The 20355-nt window shown below is 44.6% G+C and carries 19 protein-coding genes; 15 read left to right on the top strand and 4 right to left on the bottom strand.

Annotated features, from left to right (window positions below; translation table 11 throughout):
* The first annotated feature begins 568 nt into the window (after nt 1–568).
* The 10 genes from ACE4RR_RS04240 to ACE4RR_RS04195 all read left to right on the top strand — a co-directional run bounded on the left by ACE4RR_RS04240 (nt 569) and on the right by ACE4RR_RS04195 (nt 11455).
* A complete protein-coding gene (locus tag ACE4RR_RS04240) occupies nt 569–2212 on the top strand; it encodes an N-acetylmuramoyl-L-alanine amidase (protein WP_375534151.1) in 1644 nt (547 codons plus the stop codon).
* Nucleotides 2213–2390: 178 nt separating this feature from the next.
* Nucleotides 2391–3890, top strand: coding sequence for an S-layer homology domain-containing protein (locus tag ACE4RR_RS04235; RefSeq protein ID WP_375534150.1), 1500 nt, complete (start codon nt 2391–2393; stop codon nt 3888–3890).
* A 323-nt stretch (nt 3891–4213) separates the two neighbouring features.
* Nucleotides 4214–5344 carry a polysaccharide pyruvyl transferase family protein gene (locus tag ACE4RR_RS04230; protein WP_375534149.1) on the top strand — a complete coding sequence of 377 codons (1131 nt, stop codon included), beginning with the start codon at nt 4214–4216 and terminating at the stop codon, nt 5342–5344.
* Between the two features lie 33 nt (nt 5345–5377).
* Complete coding sequence (locus ACE4RR_RS04225; protein WP_375534148.1) at nt 5378–6487, top strand: glycosyltransferase family 4 protein; 1110 nt, start codon at nt 5378–5380, stop codon at nt 6485–6487.
* Nucleotides 6484–6960: a PssD/Cps14F family polysaccharide biosynthesis glycosyltransferase gene (gene pssD / locus ACE4RR_RS04220; RefSeq protein ID WP_375534147.1), complete on the top strand. Its 477-nt coding sequence runs from the start codon at nt 6484–6486 to the stop codon at nt 6958–6960. The genes ACE4RR_RS04225 and pssD overlap by 4 nt, the downstream gene beginning before the upstream one ends.
* Nucleotides 6957–7436, top strand: a complete 480-nt coding sequence (gene pssE, locus ACE4RR_RS04215; RefSeq protein WP_375534146.1) for a PssE/Cps14G family polysaccharide biosynthesis glycosyltransferase — start codon at nt 6957–6959, stop codon at nt 7434–7436. The genes pssD and pssE overlap by 4 nt, the downstream gene beginning before the upstream one ends.
* A 67-nt stretch (nt 7437–7503) precedes the next feature.
* Entirely contained in the window at nt 7504–9036 is a 1533-nt protein-coding gene (murJ, locus tag ACE4RR_RS04210; protein WP_375534145.1) for a murein biosynthesis integral membrane protein MurJ, read from the top strand.
* Nucleotides 9036–10334 carry a UDP-glucose dehydrogenase family protein gene (locus tag ACE4RR_RS04205; RefSeq protein WP_375534144.1) on the top strand — a complete coding sequence of 433 codons (1299 nt, stop codon included), beginning with the start codon at nt 9036–9038 and terminating at the stop codon, nt 10332–10334. Before murJ ends, ACE4RR_RS04205 begins: the two co-directional genes overlap by 1 nt.
* A 27-nt stretch (nt 10335–10361) precedes the next feature.
* On the top strand, nt 10362–11144 hold the full coding sequence (locus tag ACE4RR_RS04200; protein ID WP_375534143.1) for an S-layer homology domain-containing protein: 783 nt from the start codon (nt 10362–10364) through the stop codon (nt 11142–11144).
* A gap of 131 nt (nt 11145–11275) precedes the next feature.
* Nucleotides 11276–11455 (top strand): hypothetical protein, encoded by a 180-nt coding sequence (locus ACE4RR_RS04195; RefSeq protein ID WP_375534142.1) that lies wholly within the window; start codon nt 11276–11278, stop codon nt 11453–11455.
* A 77-nt stretch (nt 11456–11532) separates the two neighbouring features.
* Here the strand turns inward: ACE4RR_RS04195 and ACE4RR_RS04190 are convergent, their stop codons facing one another.
* Both ACE4RR_RS04190 and ACE4RR_RS04185 read right to left on the bottom strand, forming a co-directional pair.
* Nucleotides 11533–12894 carry a SpoIID/LytB domain-containing protein gene (locus tag ACE4RR_RS04190; protein ID WP_375534141.1) on the bottom strand — a complete coding sequence of 454 codons (1362 nt, stop codon included), beginning with the start codon at nt 12892–12894 and terminating at the stop codon, nt 11533–11535.
* Between the two features lie 46 nt (nt 12895–12940).
* Nucleotides 12941–13156: a hypothetical protein gene (locus ACE4RR_RS04185; protein WP_375534140.1), complete on the bottom strand. Its 216-nt coding sequence runs from the start codon at nt 13154–13156 to the stop codon at nt 12941–12943.
* Between the two features lie 406 nt (nt 13157–13562).
* Between ACE4RR_RS04185 and ACE4RR_RS04180 the strand changes: the two genes are divergently transcribed.
* Both ACE4RR_RS04180 and ACE4RR_RS04175 read left to right on the top strand, forming a co-directional pair.
* Nucleotides 13563–14621, top strand: a complete 1059-nt coding sequence (locus tag ACE4RR_RS04180; RefSeq protein WP_375534139.1) for a glycosyltransferase family 4 protein — start codon at nt 13563–13565, stop codon at nt 14619–14621.
* A 114-nt stretch (nt 14622–14735) separates the two neighbouring features.
* Entirely contained in the window at nt 14736–15053 is a 318-nt protein-coding gene (locus ACE4RR_RS04175) for a hypothetical protein (protein WP_375534138.1), read from the top strand.
* A gap of 77 nt (nt 15054–15130) precedes the next feature.
* Here ACE4RR_RS04175 and ACE4RR_RS04170 read toward each other — a convergent pair whose 3' ends face one another.
* Together ACE4RR_RS04170 and ACE4RR_RS04165 are read right to left on the bottom strand one after the other, a co-directional pair.
* Nucleotides 15131–16147, bottom strand: coding sequence for an LCP family protein (locus ACE4RR_RS04170; protein ID WP_375534137.1), 1017 nt, complete (start codon nt 16145–16147; stop codon nt 15131–15133).
* A 258-nt stretch (nt 16148–16405) separates the two neighbouring features.
* Nucleotides 16406–17038 (bottom strand): YigZ family protein, encoded by a 633-nt coding sequence (locus tag ACE4RR_RS04165; protein ID WP_375534136.1) that lies wholly within the window; start codon nt 17036–17038, stop codon nt 16406–16408.
* 236 nt (nt 17039–17274) lie between these two features.
* On the opposite strand from ACE4RR_RS04165, the gene ACE4RR_RS04160 reads away from it, so the two are divergent.
* The 3 genes from ACE4RR_RS04160 (at nt 17275) to ACE4RR_RS04150 (ending at nt 20306) form a co-directional block, all read left to right on the top strand.
* Nucleotides 17275–18420 carry a sensor histidine kinase gene (locus tag ACE4RR_RS04160; protein WP_375534135.1) on the top strand — a complete coding sequence of 382 codons (1146 nt, stop codon included), beginning with the start codon at nt 17275–17277 and terminating at the stop codon, nt 18418–18420.
* Between the two features lie 50 nt (nt 18421–18470).
* The gene (locus tag ACE4RR_RS04155; RefSeq protein WP_375534134.1) at nt 18471–19184 is read left to right on the top strand and encodes a response regulator; all 714 of its coding nucleotides are present in this window, start codon (nt 18471–18473) and stop codon (nt 19182–19184) included.
* A gap of 276 nt (nt 19185–19460) precedes the next feature.
* On the top strand, nt 19461–20306 hold the full coding sequence (locus tag ACE4RR_RS04150; RefSeq protein WP_375534133.1) for a DegV family protein: 846 nt from the start codon (nt 19461–19463) through the stop codon (nt 20304–20306).
* Nucleotides 20307–20355: the final 49 nt, after the last annotated feature.

Genomic DNA, 20355 nt, shown 5'->3' with positions numbered 1-20355 from the left:
CATTGGAATACTGTAGTAAATTCGATTCAATTTATAGGTACATAGATTTAATGAGGGGATACTTATTGTGAAAAAATAACTATGTTCTGCGGCTGCAGCTTCGGCTTGGGGAGCAATGATTGAGTGAAGTACAAAAACGACTTCCGGGTCTATGAATATATTAATCAGCTTTAGTAGAGCAGAATGAAGGCCAAGACGATGCACCGCCCGGACAATGCGGTATTGAGGGCCTATTTTGCTGTATGAACAGAAGGTTGTCTAAAAATAAAGTGAATATTGATGTATTTTTGCAAGAATTGTTTTAGCTGAATTCTACCATTTTTTTACTGACAAAATTCGATTAATTGTAATAATAAACATCAAATTGTAATAATAATGTAAAAAACTTCGATAACATATGACTAATTTCGATAAATTTCCAAAATAATCTAGTTAATTACACCTAGTCATGCTATTCTTATTTTCATAGAGAGATATAAAAATCAGGAATTTTATTTCGTATGTCCGTGTTTTAAGTCCCATTATACATAATTATAAGGGACCATATAAGAAAAGGAGGAATATATCTTTGGAAAAGAAAATTGTATACGGCGCTTTGTCCCTGGCGGTCGGATTGTCGATTTTTTCCGCTTCAGGAATTGAAAAAGCGGAAGCAAGTGACAGGTACGTGGATGTCCCAAACAACCATTGGGCAACAGATGAAATTGATTATATGCATGACCAGGGGATTGCTTTTGGGTATGAAGACACAGGGGAATTCCGGCCGCGGCACAATCTGATGCGTTCCCAGGCCGCGATCATGCTGAGCAGAGCCTACGGTGATGACAATTATAATCCGTCTACAGTAACTTTTAAGGATGTTTTAGCTTCCCACCCAAGCTATGAGCTGATTCAGCAGGCTGCAGATTTGGGTATTTTTGACTCAGACCGGGAGTACTTTAATCCTAATAACTTTACGACAAGAGCACAGATGGCGAAGATAATCGCAGTGGCAGTTTATGGAGAAAGCTCAGAGACTTATGATGGAGAAAACCCGTTCCGTGATATTTCGGGCGACCACTGGGCTAAAGGATACATAACAAAGCTTGCAGACGAAGGAATTGTCTCGACAAACGGTGACTTTCGTCCAAATATGGACGTCACTCGAGATCAAATGGCATCGTTTATCGCGCGTGCACTGAATGAAGAGTTTCGTTTAGATGTTTCAGGCAATGATGAGAATGAAACAGATTCGGAAATATTGTTTGAAGGAGTGGTTGTTTCCAGCACGCCTTTGAATGTAAGAAGCGGGCCAAGCTCCGATGATTCCAGAATTGCTACCATTCAGCCGGGCGAAAAAATTAACGTTTATTCTAAAAGCGGCAACTGGCTCGAAGTTAGAGTGAACGGAAAAACCGGCTATGTGTCTCAGACTTATGTGGACAATGTCGAGGATGTGCAGTCAGATGAAACACCGCCTCCGCAGCCCGTTACGACTGCAGAAGTTGTAACACCTGTAGTGGCCCGTTCCGGACCAGATGTTCCATATCCTGAAGTCGGTAACCTGCGTGCAGGCGAGACGATTGATATCTATGAGATTACGAATGACGACTGGGTCCTGATTCGATTTAACGGAGACTGGGCATATACACACTTGAAATATTTACGCTTAGCCGGAGAAGCGGATACACCTGTAAGCGGCGAAACGATTGTGATTGACGCCGGCCACGGCGGCAGCGATGGCGGCGCGCAGGCAAACGGCCTTGTCGAAAAGCAGGTTAACCTTGCCGTGGCACTTAAGGTAGAGGATCTGCTTGAGGATGCTGGGGCGAATGTTGTGATGACACGTACCAATGACACATTCATTTCATTGAATGGACGGGTTTCTATCGCTGAAAGTGCAAACGCTGATTCATTTGTCAGTATTCATGCGAACGCGGCAACACCGGGTGCAGAAGGCGCAGAAACCTTTTATAACAGCAGTCACCAGTCACAAAAAAGCTATGAGCTCGCCAGATCAATCCAGAACCGGCTGGTCAGTGAAACTGGTATGAAGTTCCGCCGAGTCGCTGAAGCAGGCTTTTATGTGATTAAAAACACGACGATGCCAAGTACGCTCATAGAACTCGGATTTTTGACAAATACCGGCGATTCCAATCGTATGAAGCAGTCAGGCTACAATGACAAAGCAGCAAGAGCTGTCTACAACGGCATTGCTGATTACTATGAATAAAACAAGACGTACGATCTCCCCTGCGAAATTTGCGGGGGATTTTTTTATTTTTTTCAGGAAAAATCTGAGAAATCATGGTAGAATGTTTTAAAACCTCTATGATTTCAGTTTACAAATAGGTAAATGAAGGAATAGAAAGCTATATGTTTTATTATTGCAATATATTGGGGGTCATCGCATGCAGAAAAAAATGATGTTCTGGTTTTTCTCCTTATTACTATTATTCTCTATTCCATTTCAGGCAGACGCTGCTGATTCATTTGCAGATGTTAATAATTCCTGGGCTTCAGATGAAATTCAATATATCTCTGACCGGGAGATTGTAAACGGATATAAGGATGGTACGTTTAAACCGGACAACATCGCGACCCGGCAGCAGGCAGCAAAAATGCTTACCCGCGCTTTGGAGCTCGATGTAGACAACCGCCCCGATCCGGGCTTTAAGGACGTCAATAAAGGTAATGAATTTTACCCTTACATAGCCACACTTGCGGATGAGGGAATCATGAAGGGTGATAAGGATACATTCCGCCCGAGAGAGAAATTAAATCGATCGCAGATGGCCGTAATTATTGACCGGGCCTACTCTCTGGAAGAAGAAGCAGAGACTTCCTTTTCGGACGTTCCTGACAGTTTCTGGGCTGCTTCATCCATAAAGAAGCTTGCAGCAGCAGGAATTTCTACAGGCCATAACGATGGCACATTTGGGAAAGATGAAAAAATAACCCGCGCGCATTTCAGTGTGTTTCTTGCGAGGGCACTCAACCCGGATTTTCGTGATTATGAAGTGAATACACCGCCGGATTCGGATGTCGGCAGTGAAGAAAAAGCATGGGGGTTCCGCGGCATTCAGCTTGGCGATTCTCTCGATGAACTGACCTCAATGCACGGAGAATCCGAGGCGGTGGAGCAGAGCCATTACGGCTTTGATTGGCACATTTACCATGACAGCTTTGACAATTACGTTCAATACGGCATTGAAAATAATGAAGTAGTCGCGGTGTACACTAATCAAAACACGTGGGAGGACGGTGAAGGCCTCCGAATTGATAATACGAAGGCTGATGTAAAAGCTGCCTATGGAGAATCTAAAGATACCATCGAAAAAGGCGATTCCTACTACAAGATTGAAACAGATGAATCCGGCACGTATGATAATGGCGATTTTTACAGCACGTACTTTTATGATAAACACCGGGAGGACACAATTACCTCCGTTATGATTATCGACAGTGAAGTAGAAGAAAACTTCCGTCAATATTATGCAGAGCCGAGTGATTCATTGAAATCCAGCTATGAGCGCCAGGTGTTTTATCTTGCAAACTCACAACGTGTCCGGTTTGGCAAAGACATCGTCGAGTGGGATGAGCAGATTGCACAGACAGCACGCTCGCATAGTGAAGATATGGCTTCCAACAGCTACTTTGAACACACGAACCTCCAGGGCGAAAGCCCGTTTGACCGGATGTCGGCGGACGAAGTGAACTTTTATAGAGCTGCGGAGAATATTGCTTATGGTCAAACCAGCCCAATTTTCGCTCATCAAAGCTGGATGAATTCAAATTCCGGCCATAGAAAGACACTTCTCGGGGATTATGAGAGGCTTGGAGTTGGTGTCGCAATAAATGAAGAGAAGAAACAGCCGTACTTCACGCAGAATTTTTATACACCAAGATAATAAAACCATTGTGATGAAAGGCAGAAACAGATTTCAGAGCCCTCAATGAACGCCGGGCGTATATAGAAACCGCAAGCTGCAAAAAAGTCCGCCGGAATGCATCCATTGACCGGCGGACTTTTCTATTGTTCTTTAAGGCGTTTTTGTGTCGGCGAATGCGGCCGTCATCAGGGGGCACTAAGAACGGCCTATCAGCGCCGTATCGACAAAAAAATGACAAAAGCTTGCTTTCATAAAATCGAAACTAGTCGCTGAGGCAGAAGAAATGTATAATAGAGTCTATATGGTTTCAATTTAAACTCTGCAGAAAAGGACCTATACATATGAATGTTGGAATTATCGGCAACTACGGCAATAACAATAACGGAGATGAAGCGATATTGTCGGGACTGCTGCACCAGCTGACGAGCGTCGGTGATATAAAAAAAGAAAATATCGTTGTATTCAGCAACAATCCGGTGAACACAAAACAGCGTCATGGTGTTGCTGCCTTTTCAATGATTTATAAAGAAGGGAACATTGTTAAATCTGTTTTCAAAACGGTCCGTGAAAGCAGAAAAGTTATGCAGTCCCTTGATTTGCTGATCATCGGAGGCGGCGGTCTCTTAATGGACATGTATAAGCGGGATGCCCCGCTGTATTGTGTGCTCGGCCTTACCGGTAAATACAGCGGCTGCCGTGTCGCTGTGCATGGGGTTGGCGCCGGCCCGATAACAACACGCCCGGGAACGTTCTTTATAAAAAAATTAACCCATGCCGCAGCAACGGTGGCCGTTCGAGACGAAAGATCCAAACAGCTTCTGCAGGATATCGGTGTAAAAAAGGAAGTAAGTGTGATCAACGATCCTGCTTTTTCTATCCCTGTACAGACACCACACCAGAAAAGTCGCAGCATTCAAAATGTCGGCGTAACTGCCGTTCCGTATTTTAGTAAGCGGTATTGGCCATTTCCGGATGAGCCCAAATACCGAAAGTATGTTTACGGTATGGCTGTGTCCCTTGATGAGCTTGTGAGTAAAAAAGGTGTGAATATAACTTTTTTCTCAACAAAATACCCTGAAGATATCGAAGTGACCAAAGATATAGCAGTGGAGATGAAGCACAGCGAAGCGGTAACTATTCTAGAAGATAATTTTCTTCCAGGGCAGTTAACCAACCTCGCCGGAAACCAGGATCTGGTGATCGGAACGAGGCTTCACTCGCTTATTCTTGCTGTTAATGCTGCGACCCCGGTGATCGGCATCGAGTACCATCAGAAGGTTAAGGATTTTATGAGTGCCATCGATAAGCCGGACTACTCTGTCCCCATTGAAGACAGCATGACTGGTATTGTGGCTGCGTTTGAAAAAGCAGAGGCAGACTGGGAGCAGCTGCAGGCCAACTTTGTGAAGACATCAGCTGTGCTGAGAGAAGAAGCAAGAGAAGGCATTCGGCTGCTCGGTCTCTCAACATAAACTCAATCCGGAAAGAAAGATGGAGGAATAATGATGCGCGTACTTGTAATCAGTAACATGTATCCTTCAACTACTGCACCAACCTTCGGCATTTTTGTAAAAAACCAGGTGGAGGCTCTCGGCAAAAGGGGTCTCCATCTTGATGTAGCGGCTGTAACCAATCCAAACATGGGTAAGAGAAATGTTATGGAAAAATACAGCAAATGGATGTTTCATACCTGCAGAAGGTTCCTCTCAAAAGAAAGCTCCTATGACATTATTCATGCACATTACGCCTTTCCGTCCGGAATGCTCGCACGCTGGTTTAAAAAACGGTACGGCATACCTTACGTGGTCACCTCCCATGGCGGGGATCTCAATAAAATGGCACGGAAAAGCCCTTTCTTTTTTAAACAAACAAAGAAGATACTGCAGGATGCGGCGCATGTAATTGTGGTCGGCTATGACCTGGAACAGCAGGTGCTGCACGATTTTGAGGTTCCTCCCGAAAAGCTTTCCGTATTCAGCATGGGTGTGAACCGTGATGTTTTTTACCCTCATGATACACAGCTGGTACGTGAGAAACTTGGCGTGAACAGTGAACATAAGCATCTGCTGTATGTCGGTAATATTTTGCCTGAAAAAGGGAGTACAGACTTAATAGAAGGATTTGCCAAGGTAAAAGAAGATATGCCGGAAACGAAGCTTCATATTGTCGGTCAGCCAAAGCAGCAGTCCTATTATGATAAATTAACTAAACGAATCGAAACGCTTGGATTGACGGAGGATGTTCACTTTCACGGCTCGAGACCTCAGGCGGAAGTAGCGGAGTGGATGAGCGCGGCTGATGTGTTTGTCCTGCCGTCGCACATTGAAGGCTTTGGACTCGTGGCTGTTGAAGCAATGGCATGCGCTACACCGGTTGTCGGGACGGATACCGGAGGGCTTTCCCATCTCTTAGCTGAGGATGCAGGAGCACTGGCAATGCCAAAGCAGCCTGAAACGCTGGCAGCTTCCGTGATGCGGGTGCTGAAAGACGATGTCTACCGAAAGCGCCTGCTCGAAAATGCTAAGAAGCGGGTGGAAGAAAATGATGCAGAGGAAATCACCGACCGGGTTCTTTCCATCTATGAAAAAGCCATCCAGAAAGGAACAAAGCAATGAGCAGGAAACGAAAAAAAGTGCTCTTCATTTCTTCGGTAGGCGGCCACCTCACGCAGCTGATGCAGCTGAGCCCTTTATTTGATAAATATAACTACCACCTCGTCACCGAGGAAACGGCAATTACGAAAAAGCTGAGGGATGAACATCCAACGTCTTATTTGGTCTACGGAGCACGTAACTACCCACTCAGCTATATTTTTAAATTCAGCTTTAACTGCGTGAAATCGCTCTTGATCTTTTTACAGCAGAGACCAGATGTTGTGGTGACAACCGGGGTCCATACTTCTGTTCCGATGTGCTACATCGCGAAGCTTTTCCGCAAAAAGGTTGTGTTTATTGAGAGCTTTGCCAAAACCTCCTCTCCGACGATGTCCGGAAAGCTTGTCTACCCCATTGCTGATTTATTTATCGTGCAATGGGAAGGCATGCTCAAGCATTACCCTAAAGCGGTGCATGGGGGGGCGATCTATTGATACTCGTTGTCCTTGGCACCCATGAGCTGCCGTTTACAAGATTATTGAAAAAAGTAGATGAGCTGATTGAATCCGGTTCTATTTCCGAAGAGGTCTTTGTTCAATCAGGACACACAAAGTATCAGTCTGAAAATATGACGCTTCAGCCATTTATCAGCTATGAAGAAATGGATAACAAATATGATGAAGCATCGATCATTATTGCCCATGGCGGTACTGGCTCTATCATCAGTGGTGTAAAAAAAGGGAAGCCGGTGATCGCTGTACCCCGTCTCGCTAAATATAAGGAGCACAATGATGATCATCAGTTAGAAATCGTGGAGCAGTTCAGCGAAGCCGGCCACATCATCGGTGTAGAAGAGCTGGAGCTCCTTGATGCGGCGCTCCTTGAAGCCAAAAGCTTTACTCCTGTTCCGTTTCAAAGCGGAAGAGAAAAGATTTTTCGCTTGTTAGAGGATTTTATTGACCGGGCCTGAACAAATGCCGGCTGAGTCAGCGCTTCCTATGCGCTTGTGCTTTTCTTATGAAAGGACAGGATACAAGATGAAGAGCAAATCGTTACTGCAGGTGATTGGCGCAGTGGCGGTAATTAATCTGCTGTCGAGAATGGTCGGTTTTTTCCGCGAAGCTGTAATTGGATATCAGTTCGGCACCAGCTATGCTGCAGATAGTGTTGTGGCTGCCTATACACTTCCTAATTTTTTCTATGTCGTCATAGGAGGAGCCGTAACTACAGCATTTATTTCCATTTACAGTAAGTTCGATGATCCGCTTCGCTGTAAGGAGTATACGGAGCGGATCTTTGGCTGGCTGTCGATCGGACTGGTTTTGTTTACAGCCATGCTTCTTCTTTTTTCAGAACAGGTCATAGCGCTGCTATTTTCCGGTCTTGCCCCAGAAGAGTATCAGTTGACCGTGGATCTCTTCCGCATTATGGCGCCATCTACCTTGTTTCTCATCATTTCAATGTGGTTTACAGGCGTTATGAATGTAAACAACCGCTTCAGCTGGACAGCCTTTGCGACCCTGCTGTTGAACGGATCATTCTTATTGATTGCGGTAGTACTGTATCCGTGGCTCGGTGCGTTTGCTCATGCATGGGGAGCTCTTTTCAGTGCAGCACTGATGGCCATTTTTCTTATTTTCATGATCCGCAGGGGGCGTTTTATCAGTTTCCGGCCGAAGCTCGGACACAGCCCTGAAACGTGGCGGACGATGAAAATGGCGGTACCGATTATGCTTGGCGGTGCAACGCTGCAGCTTTATTTTCTCATCCACCGCATGTTCGGCTCGTGGCTTGAGGAAGGCTACATCTCTGCATTGAATTATACGTCAAAGATCGTTCAGCTTCCGCAGAGTGTGCTGATGATGGCCGTAACGACCGTGGTTTATCCTCTGCTTGCGGCTAAAGTCGGAAGTGGGAAAAAAGAGGAGATTACCAGTCTTTACTTTCGTGGACTCCGCTATATGGCGCTGACGATCCTGCCGGTATCGATTTTTGTCATGCTGTATGCGGCAGACATTATCCGGGCAGTGTTTCAATACGGCAGTTTTGATGCACAATCCACTGCAATGGTATCTCCACTGCTGCAGATTTTAGTGATCGGGATGTTTTTTCACGCAGCGAATTTATACATCACCAGATTTTATTATGCTTATGAACGCACCTTTTTTCCCGTAGTGATGAGTTTGATTGCCGTACTCGGTATCAATGTTGGAATAAACTTTGCACTCGTCGAACGCTTCGGTGCAGAAGGACTCGCGTGGGGAACATCTATAAGCGCGGTCTGTAACTTTTGTATGCTCCTTGTTGGAAGTCATTTTATGTTAAACTTACAGAAGGATGGAAAAAATGACAAAGCATCAGGTCTTCCGAGACTCCTCCTGCTGCTCATTCTATTCGGCGCCGGCTTATTCAGCTTCCGCATGGTTTTTACCGTTGGAGGACCATACATATCCTTAGCGGCAGGGGGAACTGCCGCCTTGATTCTGATGCTCGTCTTAATGAAGTTCCTTCATATTGAAGAGATTGATGGATTCATAGAAAAAGTTAAAAAGAAGGTTGTGAAACAGTAATGAAGCTTGCCGTAGTTGGAACGGGCTATGTCGGCCTTGTCTCTGGAACATGCTTTGCGGAACTTGGAAATGATGTCATTTGTGTAGATAAATTAGAAGAAAAAGTGGAAAGACTTAATCGTTACGATATTCCGATTTATGAACCGGGACTTGAAGATCTGGTCAGAAAAAATAAAGAAGCAGGACGCCTTCGTTTTACAACAGATATTAAAGGTGCAGTCACTTCATCCGATATTATATTTATAGCCGTTGGTACTCCTGAAACACCAACCGGGGCGGCCGATTTGTCCTTCGTATATACCGTAGCGGAAGAAATCGGTGGAGCGCTCGACAGTACTTACAAAGTAATCGTCAACAAATCCACCGTCCCAGTCGGAACGGCAGAAGCGGTCGAAAGCATCGTGAAAAAACGACAGCCGGCTGCATCAATTGATGTGTGCTCCGTGCCGGAATTTCTGCGGGAGGGCTCGGCAGTAAAAGATACGTTTAATCCGGACCGCGTTGTAATCGGCACTTCTACAAAAAAGGCAGCCGATTTATTAACGCAGCTTCATCAAACACTAACGTCTAATATTGTCATCACTGACCCGCGCAGCTCGGAAATGATTAAATACGCCTCTAATGCGTTTTTGGCCACAAAGATCTCTTTTATTAACGAGATTGCCAATATTTGCGACCTTTACGATGCCGATGTCAACGCCGTGGCAAAAGGGATGGGGATGGACAACCGGATCGGTCCGAAGTTTTTACATGCCGGCATCGGCTATGGCGGTTCCTGCTTTCCTAAGGATGTAAAAGCCCTGAAATACTTAGCAGAGGAAAAAGGCTACAAAACAGACATGCTGCAGGCAGTAAATGATGTAAATGAAAAACAGAGCCGCAAAATGATAGATCACCTTGATCTTATTTACAACAATCAAATTAACGGTCTCACGATCGCGATACTCGGTCTCGCATTTAAACCGAACACGGATGATATGAGAGAAGCACCGTCGTTGAAAATCATTCACGAGCTCATCGGCCGCGGTGCAAAAATCCGTGCCTTTGATCCAATTTCCATGAATAACGCGAAAAGCTTGCTGCCGGATGATGTGTACTATGCAGGAAGCGCCGGTGAAGCTATAGAAGGAGCCGACGCTGCGTTCTTAGTAACAGAGTGGGATGAATGTAAAGAAATAGCACCGACCGATTACAAGAAAAAGATGAACCGGCCGGTTGTGCTTGACGGCAGAAACGCATTAGATGCCCAGGCCTTAAAGAATGAGGGCATTATCTATCACGGAATTGGTAGAAAATAAGAGAAGCAATGGGGGAGGAACAATTACATGAGCACGTATTGGAAGAAATTATTGCTGGGGGGCACGCTCCTGAGCGCTCTCGCTCTCATCGCAGCCGGTTGCTCCCAGGCTGCTGCCGATGATTCAGAAGAAGCAGCGAGTGCTGCCTGGACAGAAGAACAAATTAACGAGACAGAAGCGAAGGTGGCGGATGGGGAAGAAAGAGTAGATGATCTCGAAAAAGATATTGCTTCGATCAAGCGCGGCAATGTAAATATCCCTTCCGACCAGCTGTTTTCGGATGTGCCGGACACCCATGGAGCCTATGAAGAAATTCAATACTTAGCAGGCAGTGAAATTATTAGAGGGTACCCCGATGGCCGTTTCCAGCCGAATGTAAAAATTTCAAGAGGCCAGACGGCCAGAATGCTCGCGAACGCGTTGAAACTGGAAGCTCCGGATGGATATGAACTAAAAGTGGACGATGTAAGCACGAATAATGATTATTATGATGATTTTCGTGCCATGGAAGCAGAAGGGATCATGACGGGCAACAGTGGAAAAATGATGCCTAACTCAGAGCTGAAGCGTTCTCAGATGGCTGCTGTGCTGGTGCGTGCCTATGATTTACCAGAAGCATCGAAAGTACATACATTTACCGATATGAAATCTTCTGATTCTGGATTTGAAGAAATTAATATTATCGCCGATCTTGGGATTACTACAGAATCCGGCGAGGCATTTCGTCCAAATGAGACAACATCACGTGCTCAGTTCTCTCAGTTCCTCTCCCGCGCGCTGGACGATTATTTTATTCAGAAAAATAAATAAAGCATATTTTGTAAAGAGCGTCTCCGGGGGAGAGACGCTCTTTTTTTGCGGACGAGAAAAAAAGGGGGGCTGCTGTTTGGCGGGAAAGGTGAGCGCTGCGGTGGAAACGATGTTCGGAAGCGGGAAAGCGCATGCGACGGTTGAAAAAAGCGAGCAGCGGAAGAAAAGAAGTCGCACCCGGTGGAAATGAAGTTAGAAAAAGGGGAAATGGAGCCAGCTTAACGGGAAATGAAGCAGACAAACGGGAAACCGGCAGATGGAGCAGGAAAGCAGGCAGTCACGGTGGAAATAATAGCTTGCATGAGGCATAGCAAGCTGCTACGTGTACAGTTTCATCCTCCACTAAACTAAAAAAGTCCGGCTCAAAGGCCGGACTTCACTGCAGACATTACTGCTGGACAATTTGAATGCCTGTATAATAATGCTTCAATATTTCCTCATATGATTTTCCTTGATTGGCCATATTATAGGCACCCCACTGACTCATGCCGAGTCCGTGGCCCCAGCCTTTTCCGGTGAAGATAAAGGAGGAGGCGGCTGTGCTGATGTAATCGGTGCTTCCTCCGGCCTGACGAACAGCTAAGTTTTCGTAGTTAATTGTAGATTCTGAGCCATCCGGCTGCTTTAATTTCATCCCAAGTGCCTGATCATGAGTTTCTTCTGCGCCTCCGGCAGTTTTTACCTTCACGCTGCCGCCTTCTTTCTTCACATCAAACATGGTGCTTTTCAGAGTTTTACCGACGTTATTACGAATAGAGTCCGGTGAGGTTCCGTTGGGAACGATTCTTGTCTCACGTGCGCCGCTGCTTTTATTAACAGCAGATACTTCCAACTTTTGAACGCGGCCGGCATCACTTCTTTCAACGACTTTGACATCGACGACTATCCAGCTACTTTTAAATACAGCCTGTCCAAGCTGTTCTTTCGTAATATTCTCACTCCAGCTTGTGTTCGGGTTGGCACTGTGATTATCAAATGGATCCTCCACAGCCCGGGTGTATGGCAAGGCAGTGCTCCAGACGTTTTCACTATTTTCCGTGTATCCGCCCGAGCTTGCGTGATAATAAGCCGTAATCAATGAACCGTTATGCGTGGCAACTTTTCCTTTCGTCTCATCCACAGCCTGGTTACTGCGGGTATGTTCACCTGTTCGACCGGCATACACCTGGCTCTGTACGGTGTCATATAGAAAATTATTATTACTCATATTCACCTTGGCGTAGTTACGTGCAGCAACGGCCTGTGCTTTCAACGATTCCACAGGCCAGCCTGCAGAGATCTCCCGGGGGACGACGCCTTTTAAGTAGTCTTCCATGTTAAGAACATTATAAATTTCAGGGGCACTGCCGCCTGCCGGTTCAATTATGAGCGAGCCGCGGTATTGATTATTACTCGAAGTGGAGGCTCCTGCAGGAAACACTTTTGAAATGGTTAAGAAATTATTGGCAAAAGGACCGTTCTCCTGCAGGGAGTACCCTTCATCACTCGTGTATTTTTTGCTGCCGGAAACGACCGCAGTCACTTCATTGCTGTTATGTTCAAAGATAATATCATTGTCAATGTCAATCGTGTCGCCGGTATCAAGATCAATGAGTTCGTAGGACCCGGTTATTGTAACCGAGGGTTTTGCGGAAGGAACCAGCTTTACTGTCATTGGTTCCGTGTACAAATCCTGCGGCTCCGCAGCCTCAGCATGGTGGGAGAATAACAAGGGCAGCATGAAAAGAGCGCCTGCCATTTTTTTATACATAAAAGTTATGTCCTTTCCTTATGTAAAGATGAATTTAAAAGAAGGGTTAATTGCTGGACTGCTTTAATTCTTCTACTTCACTTTCAAGCTCAGTTATCCGGTCTTCGAGGCCTTCAATACGGTCATTTAAAGGATCAATTTGTTCAACGACCCAATCGACACTGGCAAGCACAGTTTCTGATTCTGCAATGGCTGGTGTAGAAATAACTGCAGCTAAGGCGATAATTGTACTGCCGACGCCGGCGAAAAACCATTTTTTCATAGAATGCTAGTCCTCCTTTTTATTTTGGAACAAATGAATGTTTCATGAAATTTAAAAATGGAAATATGTAGTGAAAAAAGTAATAATTATACTTCGGTCTATTATACCATCTTCTCGTGCGGTATAATAGATCTAAAGTTTCACAAATTAATTTCAAAAAAAGTGAAACCTTTCCATTAGCGCAATCGTCTAATAGGACAGTTGAAGAATTTTATAAAGAAATTTGTAAAATTTGTGAGAATAGGTACAACGCTTTACAACATGTGCTATAATTCGATAGTGGTTTCTATGAAACTATGAAAAGGAAAATATTGCGACAGCATTAACCATAAATAATATACGATTAATTCTAAAAAACACTAATAAAACATCAATGAAATGGAAACGGTAATCAAGGAGGGAAAAAATGATAACCTCACTGGCACTTATCACTTGTTTTTTATTATCGCTGTTCTTAACGCCGCTCATAAAAAAGCTGGCATTCCGTATAGGAGCAACAGATCAGCCTAATCACCGAAAAGTTCATAACGGAGCCATGGCAAGACTGGGCGGCTTATCCATTTATGCATCATTTTTAGCGGGGCTTCTTATTTTGCAGCCTGAAAGTTCATTCATGCCTTATATCGTAACTGCCGGTACGATAATTATCTTAACCGGCTTTCTCGATGATATGATTGAATTGTCGGCAAAATGGAAACTGCTTGGGCAGATAGCGGCCGCCGTCATTGTAATATTCGGCGGAGTGCAGGTCGAGTTTATCAACCTTCCTTTTGATGGTCGGCTTGAATTAGGATGGCTGAGTATTCCGATTACATTATTATGGATTATCGGTATTACAAATGCGATCAATCTGATTGATGGACTGGACGGACTCGCAGCAGGTGTATCATCAATTGTACTTGCAACGATTTCTGTATTGGCTATCATCCAGGGCGACATTTTTATTGTGGCGCTGGGGATTGCACTTCTCGGCGGAACATTAGGGTTTCTTGTTCATAACTTTAACCCGGCAAAGATTTTCATGGGAGATACCGGGGCACTTTTTCTCGGGTTTATGATCTCAGTCATATCTTTACTCGGATTTAAGAACGTAACAATATTTTCCCTTGTTGTTCCTGTAATTATTCTTGCAGTGCCAATTTCCGACACCTTTTTCGCGATTATCAGACGTGTCGTGAATAAGCAGCCACTGTCGGCTCCGGATAAATCCCATTTGCATCACTGCCTGCTCAGGCTTGGTTACAGCCATAAGCAGACTGTGCTGATCATTTATACTTTCAGCGCTTTCTTTGGACTATCGGCAGTTATTTTTACGATGTCTACGCTTTGGGTGTCGCTTTTCATCATGATGCTTCTCTTAATCGGGATAGAACTGGTAGCGGAAAGAATCGGCCTTGTCAGCAAGAAATACAGACCGATGATGAAACTGGTCCACCGCTTTGCCAACCCGCCGAAACGATCATAATAAAAAAGCTGTTTTCTGCTGGATACCCTGCAGAAGACAGCTTTTATTTATAATAAAACGGGAAATTTTCTGTGGATAAAATAATGTTAAAATTGAAAAAAAGGGGGTTTTGCTATGGGCTCAGCTTTGGAAATTGCAAGAGTTTTACTGCCAGTGATACTGGCGGGGGGTATTGCAGTATTTGTAGTTTTTAGAATGAAACAAAAATTTAAGAAAGGAACCCTGGGTAAGAAAGACTCCAGGATCGCTCAAAGTATATTAGACAGTTTAATACCTTTCGGAATGATAATTGGTTGTATTGCTGCTGTACTGATCAGTATATTTTTTCCAGTATCCTTACCATCCACCATTGGTTTGGGCGCTGGAATAGGCTTATTATTTGGATATTTTGCTTATGAAATTTACAGAAAAGAAGGCGGGAGCTATTCATAATCAACTGTATTCCGGGTCGTTGAGCTGAATATGAGAAATTAAAAAAAGGCCGCTGGAAGACCAGGGCCTTAATAAAGTTATTCTTCTGCATTTGCGCTGTCGTCACTGTTATCCGCAGTTTCTTCATCCATTTCTAAATGCTCATGCAGATTCGCAGCAATGTTTAAGCGGGATTGTTCTGCCGGCTGGTAATAATAAACGCCGCCAAGGTACGTATCTGAACCTTCAAGCTGCATTTGGTCAATATTATCAATAGAACCTGTGTAGCGGTGCAGTGAAATTAAATTACCGAACGTAAAGTTCATTTTCATATGCTTTTCTATACTTTGGAGCACATCATCGTAATTGCGGATGGACGAAATCGAAGCACTTCTGCGTATCAAAGCTTCTATAATTTCCTGCTGACGCTCGCCCCGTCCAAGATCACCGCGTGGATCCTGTTTCCTCATTCTTACAAATGCAAGAGCTTCTTCTCCATCCAGCATCTGCTCGCCTTCTTTTAAGGCAATTTGATCATGCTTGCCGGTGCTGTCCTGTTCCGTAAAATCAAACGGGACATTTACTTCGATTCCGTCAAGAGCATTTATTATTTCAATGAACGCATTAAAATTTAATTTTACATAATAATCTACAGGTACATCGAACATCTCTTCCACGGTTGAAACGGCAAGGTCGGTTCCGCCATATGCGTGGGAGTGTGTAATTTTATCTTCACCATGTCCAGGAATATTTACTAAAGTATCCCGCGGGATACTGACCATTTTTACGCTCTTATTATCTTTATTAAAGGTGGCGAGCACCATGGCATCGGTCCTGCCTTCGAGCGTTGAGTCGCGGTCATCCAGCCCCATGAAAAGCACTGAAAAATTATCCTGTTTCGGATCGACTGCTTCATCTCTAAGATCTGACTTTTTCCCTCGCTCAAGTGTTTCGTTTGTATCAGCTGCTACGTCACTGAGCTTCCAGGCGAAATAACCGGCAGCTCCGCCTAAGATGAGAAAAGAAAGTAATCCGATCACCATAAAAGCTCTAAATATACGGCGTGATCTTCTTCTGCGGCGCCGTACCCTCGTTTGAGGAATTTCATTTGCCATATTGCTGATCTCCTTAATATTCAAGTTTCTTGAAGTTCAAATCATTTTACATCACATGATTGTGAACGTAAATAACATTCTATTTCCATCCCCTTTTGTGTTAGACGCAGCTTGCTATCAAAAAGTTTCAAAAAAAGACAAGATTCCTGAAAATTATTATTTCCCCGGAAATAGTTCGAATCTTGTCGATAAAAAATAAAACAAGAAAAAAGGGGAAAATGGAATGACCACCGAATAATAAGTAAATGATTGTTGAAATTAAATATTTTTCTCTAAATAAGTTACACCATTATCCTGAAGAACAGCCTGACCATTAGTCATATTGGTGATCCAGTCTGTAAAAGACGTCCTATTTGCTTCCGGTACATACGTGAGTATACGAACATTATCTTCATATTTAATGTCTTTAATTAAATAAGCATTTTGCCGTAAATTATTTTCAAGCTTGCCAAGCCAGGTATAGTCTGCGGATATCTCCATTTCATGAACAAGCCGGCGTTCGACCATTCCAACGGCATTAATGCCCTCGGTTACAGCTGAACCATACGCCCGAATCAAACCGCCGGCACCAAGCTTGATGCCGCCGAAATAACGCGTTACCACGACCACGGTATCCTTCAGGCCGCGTTTTTTCAAGACTTCAAGCATCGGTACTCCGGCAGTGCCGCTCGGTTCTCCATCATCGTTAGCTTTCTGAATCAAATCCTGTTCTCCGATCAGGTAAGCAGAGCAATTATGATTAGCGTTCCAGTGCATTTTTTTGACAGAATCAATAAAATTTTGCGCTTCCTTTTCTGTTGTAACACGTTTGACATGTGTGATGAACCGGGACTTATTAATGACAATTTCGTTCGTGCCATAGGTTTTAATCGTGAAATAGGATTGCAGCATGACCACTAAACTCCTTCTCAGAATGTAATTATACTATAATAATATTGTAAAACTTGAAAAGTATCAGGCGTGGTATCCTGTAAGAGACGCAGAATTATTGCGTTTTTTTCAATAGATTGTGTAAATGTTTAACTATTACATTGATATCGGTGTGGGTAAATAAGAATATGATAAAATAATCATAACGAATCATGACAACCTGTCAAACAAACAGATTTAGAAGCGTGGTGACAATATTGTCGATTAAACCTACACTCGACGAAATTATCAATAAAATGCTGGGTACAGTCGAAAACAGTAAAGAACAAATTTTTGAGATAAGCGAGCAGGCTCGCGGGGAGTTTGAATCATTAGAACGCGAACTCCGGGAAATAAAGGATAAAGTCGGAAACGTTATTGATGAATCCGACAAAATGGAAGGGCATGCGCGTTATGCCAGAAACAGGCTTGCCGAGGTAAGTCGACATTTCGGCAGTTTCAGCAATACCGATGTACAAAAAGCGTACGAGCAGGCCAATGAACTTCAGGTCCAGCTAGTTGTGCTGCAGCAGGAGGAAAAACAACTGCGGAGCCGCCGCGACCAGATTGAACGAAGGCTCGTTCAACTCGAGGAAACGATCGACCGGGCAGAAGCGCTCGTCAGTCAGGTCTCAGTCGTCTACAATTTTCTGGCCGGCGATTTAAAGGAAGTCGGAGAGATGATGGAAGATGCCCGTGAAAAACAGCAGTTCGGGTTGAAAATTATCGAAGCGCAGGAAGAAGAACGCAAGCGGGTCGCCAGAGAAATTCATGACGGACCGGCACAGATGCTTGCGAACGTACTGCTCCGCTCTGAGCTTGTCGAACGAGTGCGGCAGGAAAAAGGCGTGGATGAAGCCATGAAGGAAATTAAGGACCTGCGCGTGATGATCCGCTCAAGCTTAGCTGAAGTAAGGCGCATTATATACGATCTGCGTCCCATGGCTCTTGATGATCTCGGTTTAATTCCGACATTAAATAAATATGTCAAGACGTTCGAGGAACACACCGGTATGTCCATCCGATTTACCAACATGGGAAAGGATCTGAGACTGCCGCAGAACCTTGAAGTCGCCTTATTCCGGCTGATACAGGAAGCGATTCAAAATGCATACAAGCATGCGTCACCCTCGCTGGTACAGGTGAAAATGGAAATGAAACAAAACCAGGTCTCTATCGTTATAAAGGATGACGGTAAAGGATTCGCCAGGGACGAAATCCGCGATAATTCCTTTGGTTTAATGGGGATGCGGGAAAGAATTAATGTGTTAAAGGGGAAGCTTTATATCGACTCCGCACCAAATAAGGGAACCGCGATTTACATTAAGGTCCCGGTCGATGATCGTCCTGAAAGAAATAAATAGAACAAAATATTAAACATCCTGCACGAACCAGGATGGAAAGGATGAGGAACATGAAGGAAAGATTACAGGAATCGATTAAGCTAGTACTAATAGATGACCATCAGCTTTTCCGGGAAGGCGTCAAACGCATCCTTGACATGGAGGATAAGTTTGATGTCGTTGCAGAAGGAGATGACGGCGAGGAAGCGCTGCGTCTTGTCGAAGAGAATGATCCGGATGTAGTTCTTATGGACATCAATATGCCCGGCGTGAACGGCGTTGAAGCAACAAGAACTCTTGTCGAGCATTACCCTGGAGTCAAGGTTTTGATCCTCTCCATTCATGATGATGAATCCTATGTGACCCACGTGCTGAAAACAGGTGCGGCGGGCTATCTATTAAAGGAAATGGATGCAGACGCGCTCATTGAAGCAGTGAAGGTGGTCGGCTCCGGCGGAGCATATATCCATCCGAAGGTAACGCACAATCTCATTAATGAGTACCGCCGTCTGGCAACCGGCGACGAAGCTGTCGACAGCAGTGCCGAAATCGGATACAAAGAGGTGGAATACAGAAAGCCTCTCCATATCCTGACACGACGCGAATGCGAGGTTCTTCAGCTTATGACAGATGGCTACAGCAACCGCATGATCGGTGAGAGCCTTTATATTAGTGAAAAAACAGTTAAAAACCATGTAAGTAATATTCTGCAGAAAATGAATGTAAATGACCGGACACAGGCAGTGGTAGAATCCATTAAAAAAGGCTGGGTCAAGGTAAGATAGCTTACAAAAACGGCTTTTCGCTTACGTGCGGAAGGCCGTTTTTTATAACTCTATAAATGCAGCAGGATCTCATGTAAGCGTGCCGGCACATGGATGGTAAACTTCTCCGAAGACGATATCTTGCTTTTTTAAAATGCCGTGATGAGTGCCGTCGTATTTCCAGGGAATTAAACGATTTAATTTCAATAATTGTCTTGCCGAAACGCCCCTGTCATTCTATGATGAATAAATAAGATGTGTTTATATGAAGAACGTTGATGAAGGAAGGGACCCGCTATGCCGAATATTGCGATCGTAACAGACAGCACCGCGTACCTGCCGCCGGAGCAAATAGAAACTTACGGCATCACCGTCGTTCCGTTGAGTGTTGTTTTTGAAGAAAGTGCATTTGAAGAAGAAATCGAGATGTCCACCGCCGATTTTTACGAAAAGATGAAGAAAGCTGACGAACACCCGACCACGTCTCAGCCATCTCCTGGAAAATTCCTCGCAACGTATGAACGATTAGCTGAAAATCATGATGCCATTATTTCCATTCATCTTTCCAGCGGTATCAGCGGCACGTATCAGACAGCGCTGGCTGTGGCTGAGGATATACATGGCGCGGAGGTGTATTGCTTTGATTCCGAAATCAGCTGTATGGTGCAGGGCTTTTACGTACTCGAAGCTGCCAGGCTTGCAATGGAGGAGGCGACAGTAGATGACATTCTCGATCGTCTCGAAGAAATGAAAAAAACGGTGCGAGCCTATTTTATGGTTGAAAATCTCAATCATCTCCACCGCGGCGGTCGTTTGAGCGGGGCACAGGCGATGGTTGGCAGCCTCCTGCAGATCAAGCCAGTGCTTCATTTTGAAAATAAACTAATTGTTCCATTCGAAAAAGTACGTACCGAAAAAAAAGCGGTGAACCGCATTCTTGAATTGTTTCATGAGGATGCCGGCAGCGGAGAAGCTGTGAAGGCCACTGTCATTCATGCCAACCGCCCGGAGAAAGCAGATAAGCTCCGTTCAGCTCTTATTGAAAAATACCCCCATGCAGAGGTAGATGTCAGCTATTTCGGCCCGGTTATCGGTACTCACCTGGGTGAGCGGAGTCTCGGCCTCGGCTGGTACAAGCCTTAAATCCCACTGATGTCCGGGAGCCGCCCCTCCCGGATCTTTAAAAGGAGAT

Source organism: Alteribacillus sp. HJP-4 (genome assembly GCF_042139015.1).
Taxonomy (GTDB): domain Bacteria; phylum Bacillota; class Bacilli; order Bacillales; family Marinococcaceae; genus JBHIKY01.
The sequence above is the reverse complement of the archived record's forward strand: the minus strand, read 5'-3'. Positions and strand labels throughout refer to the sequence as shown.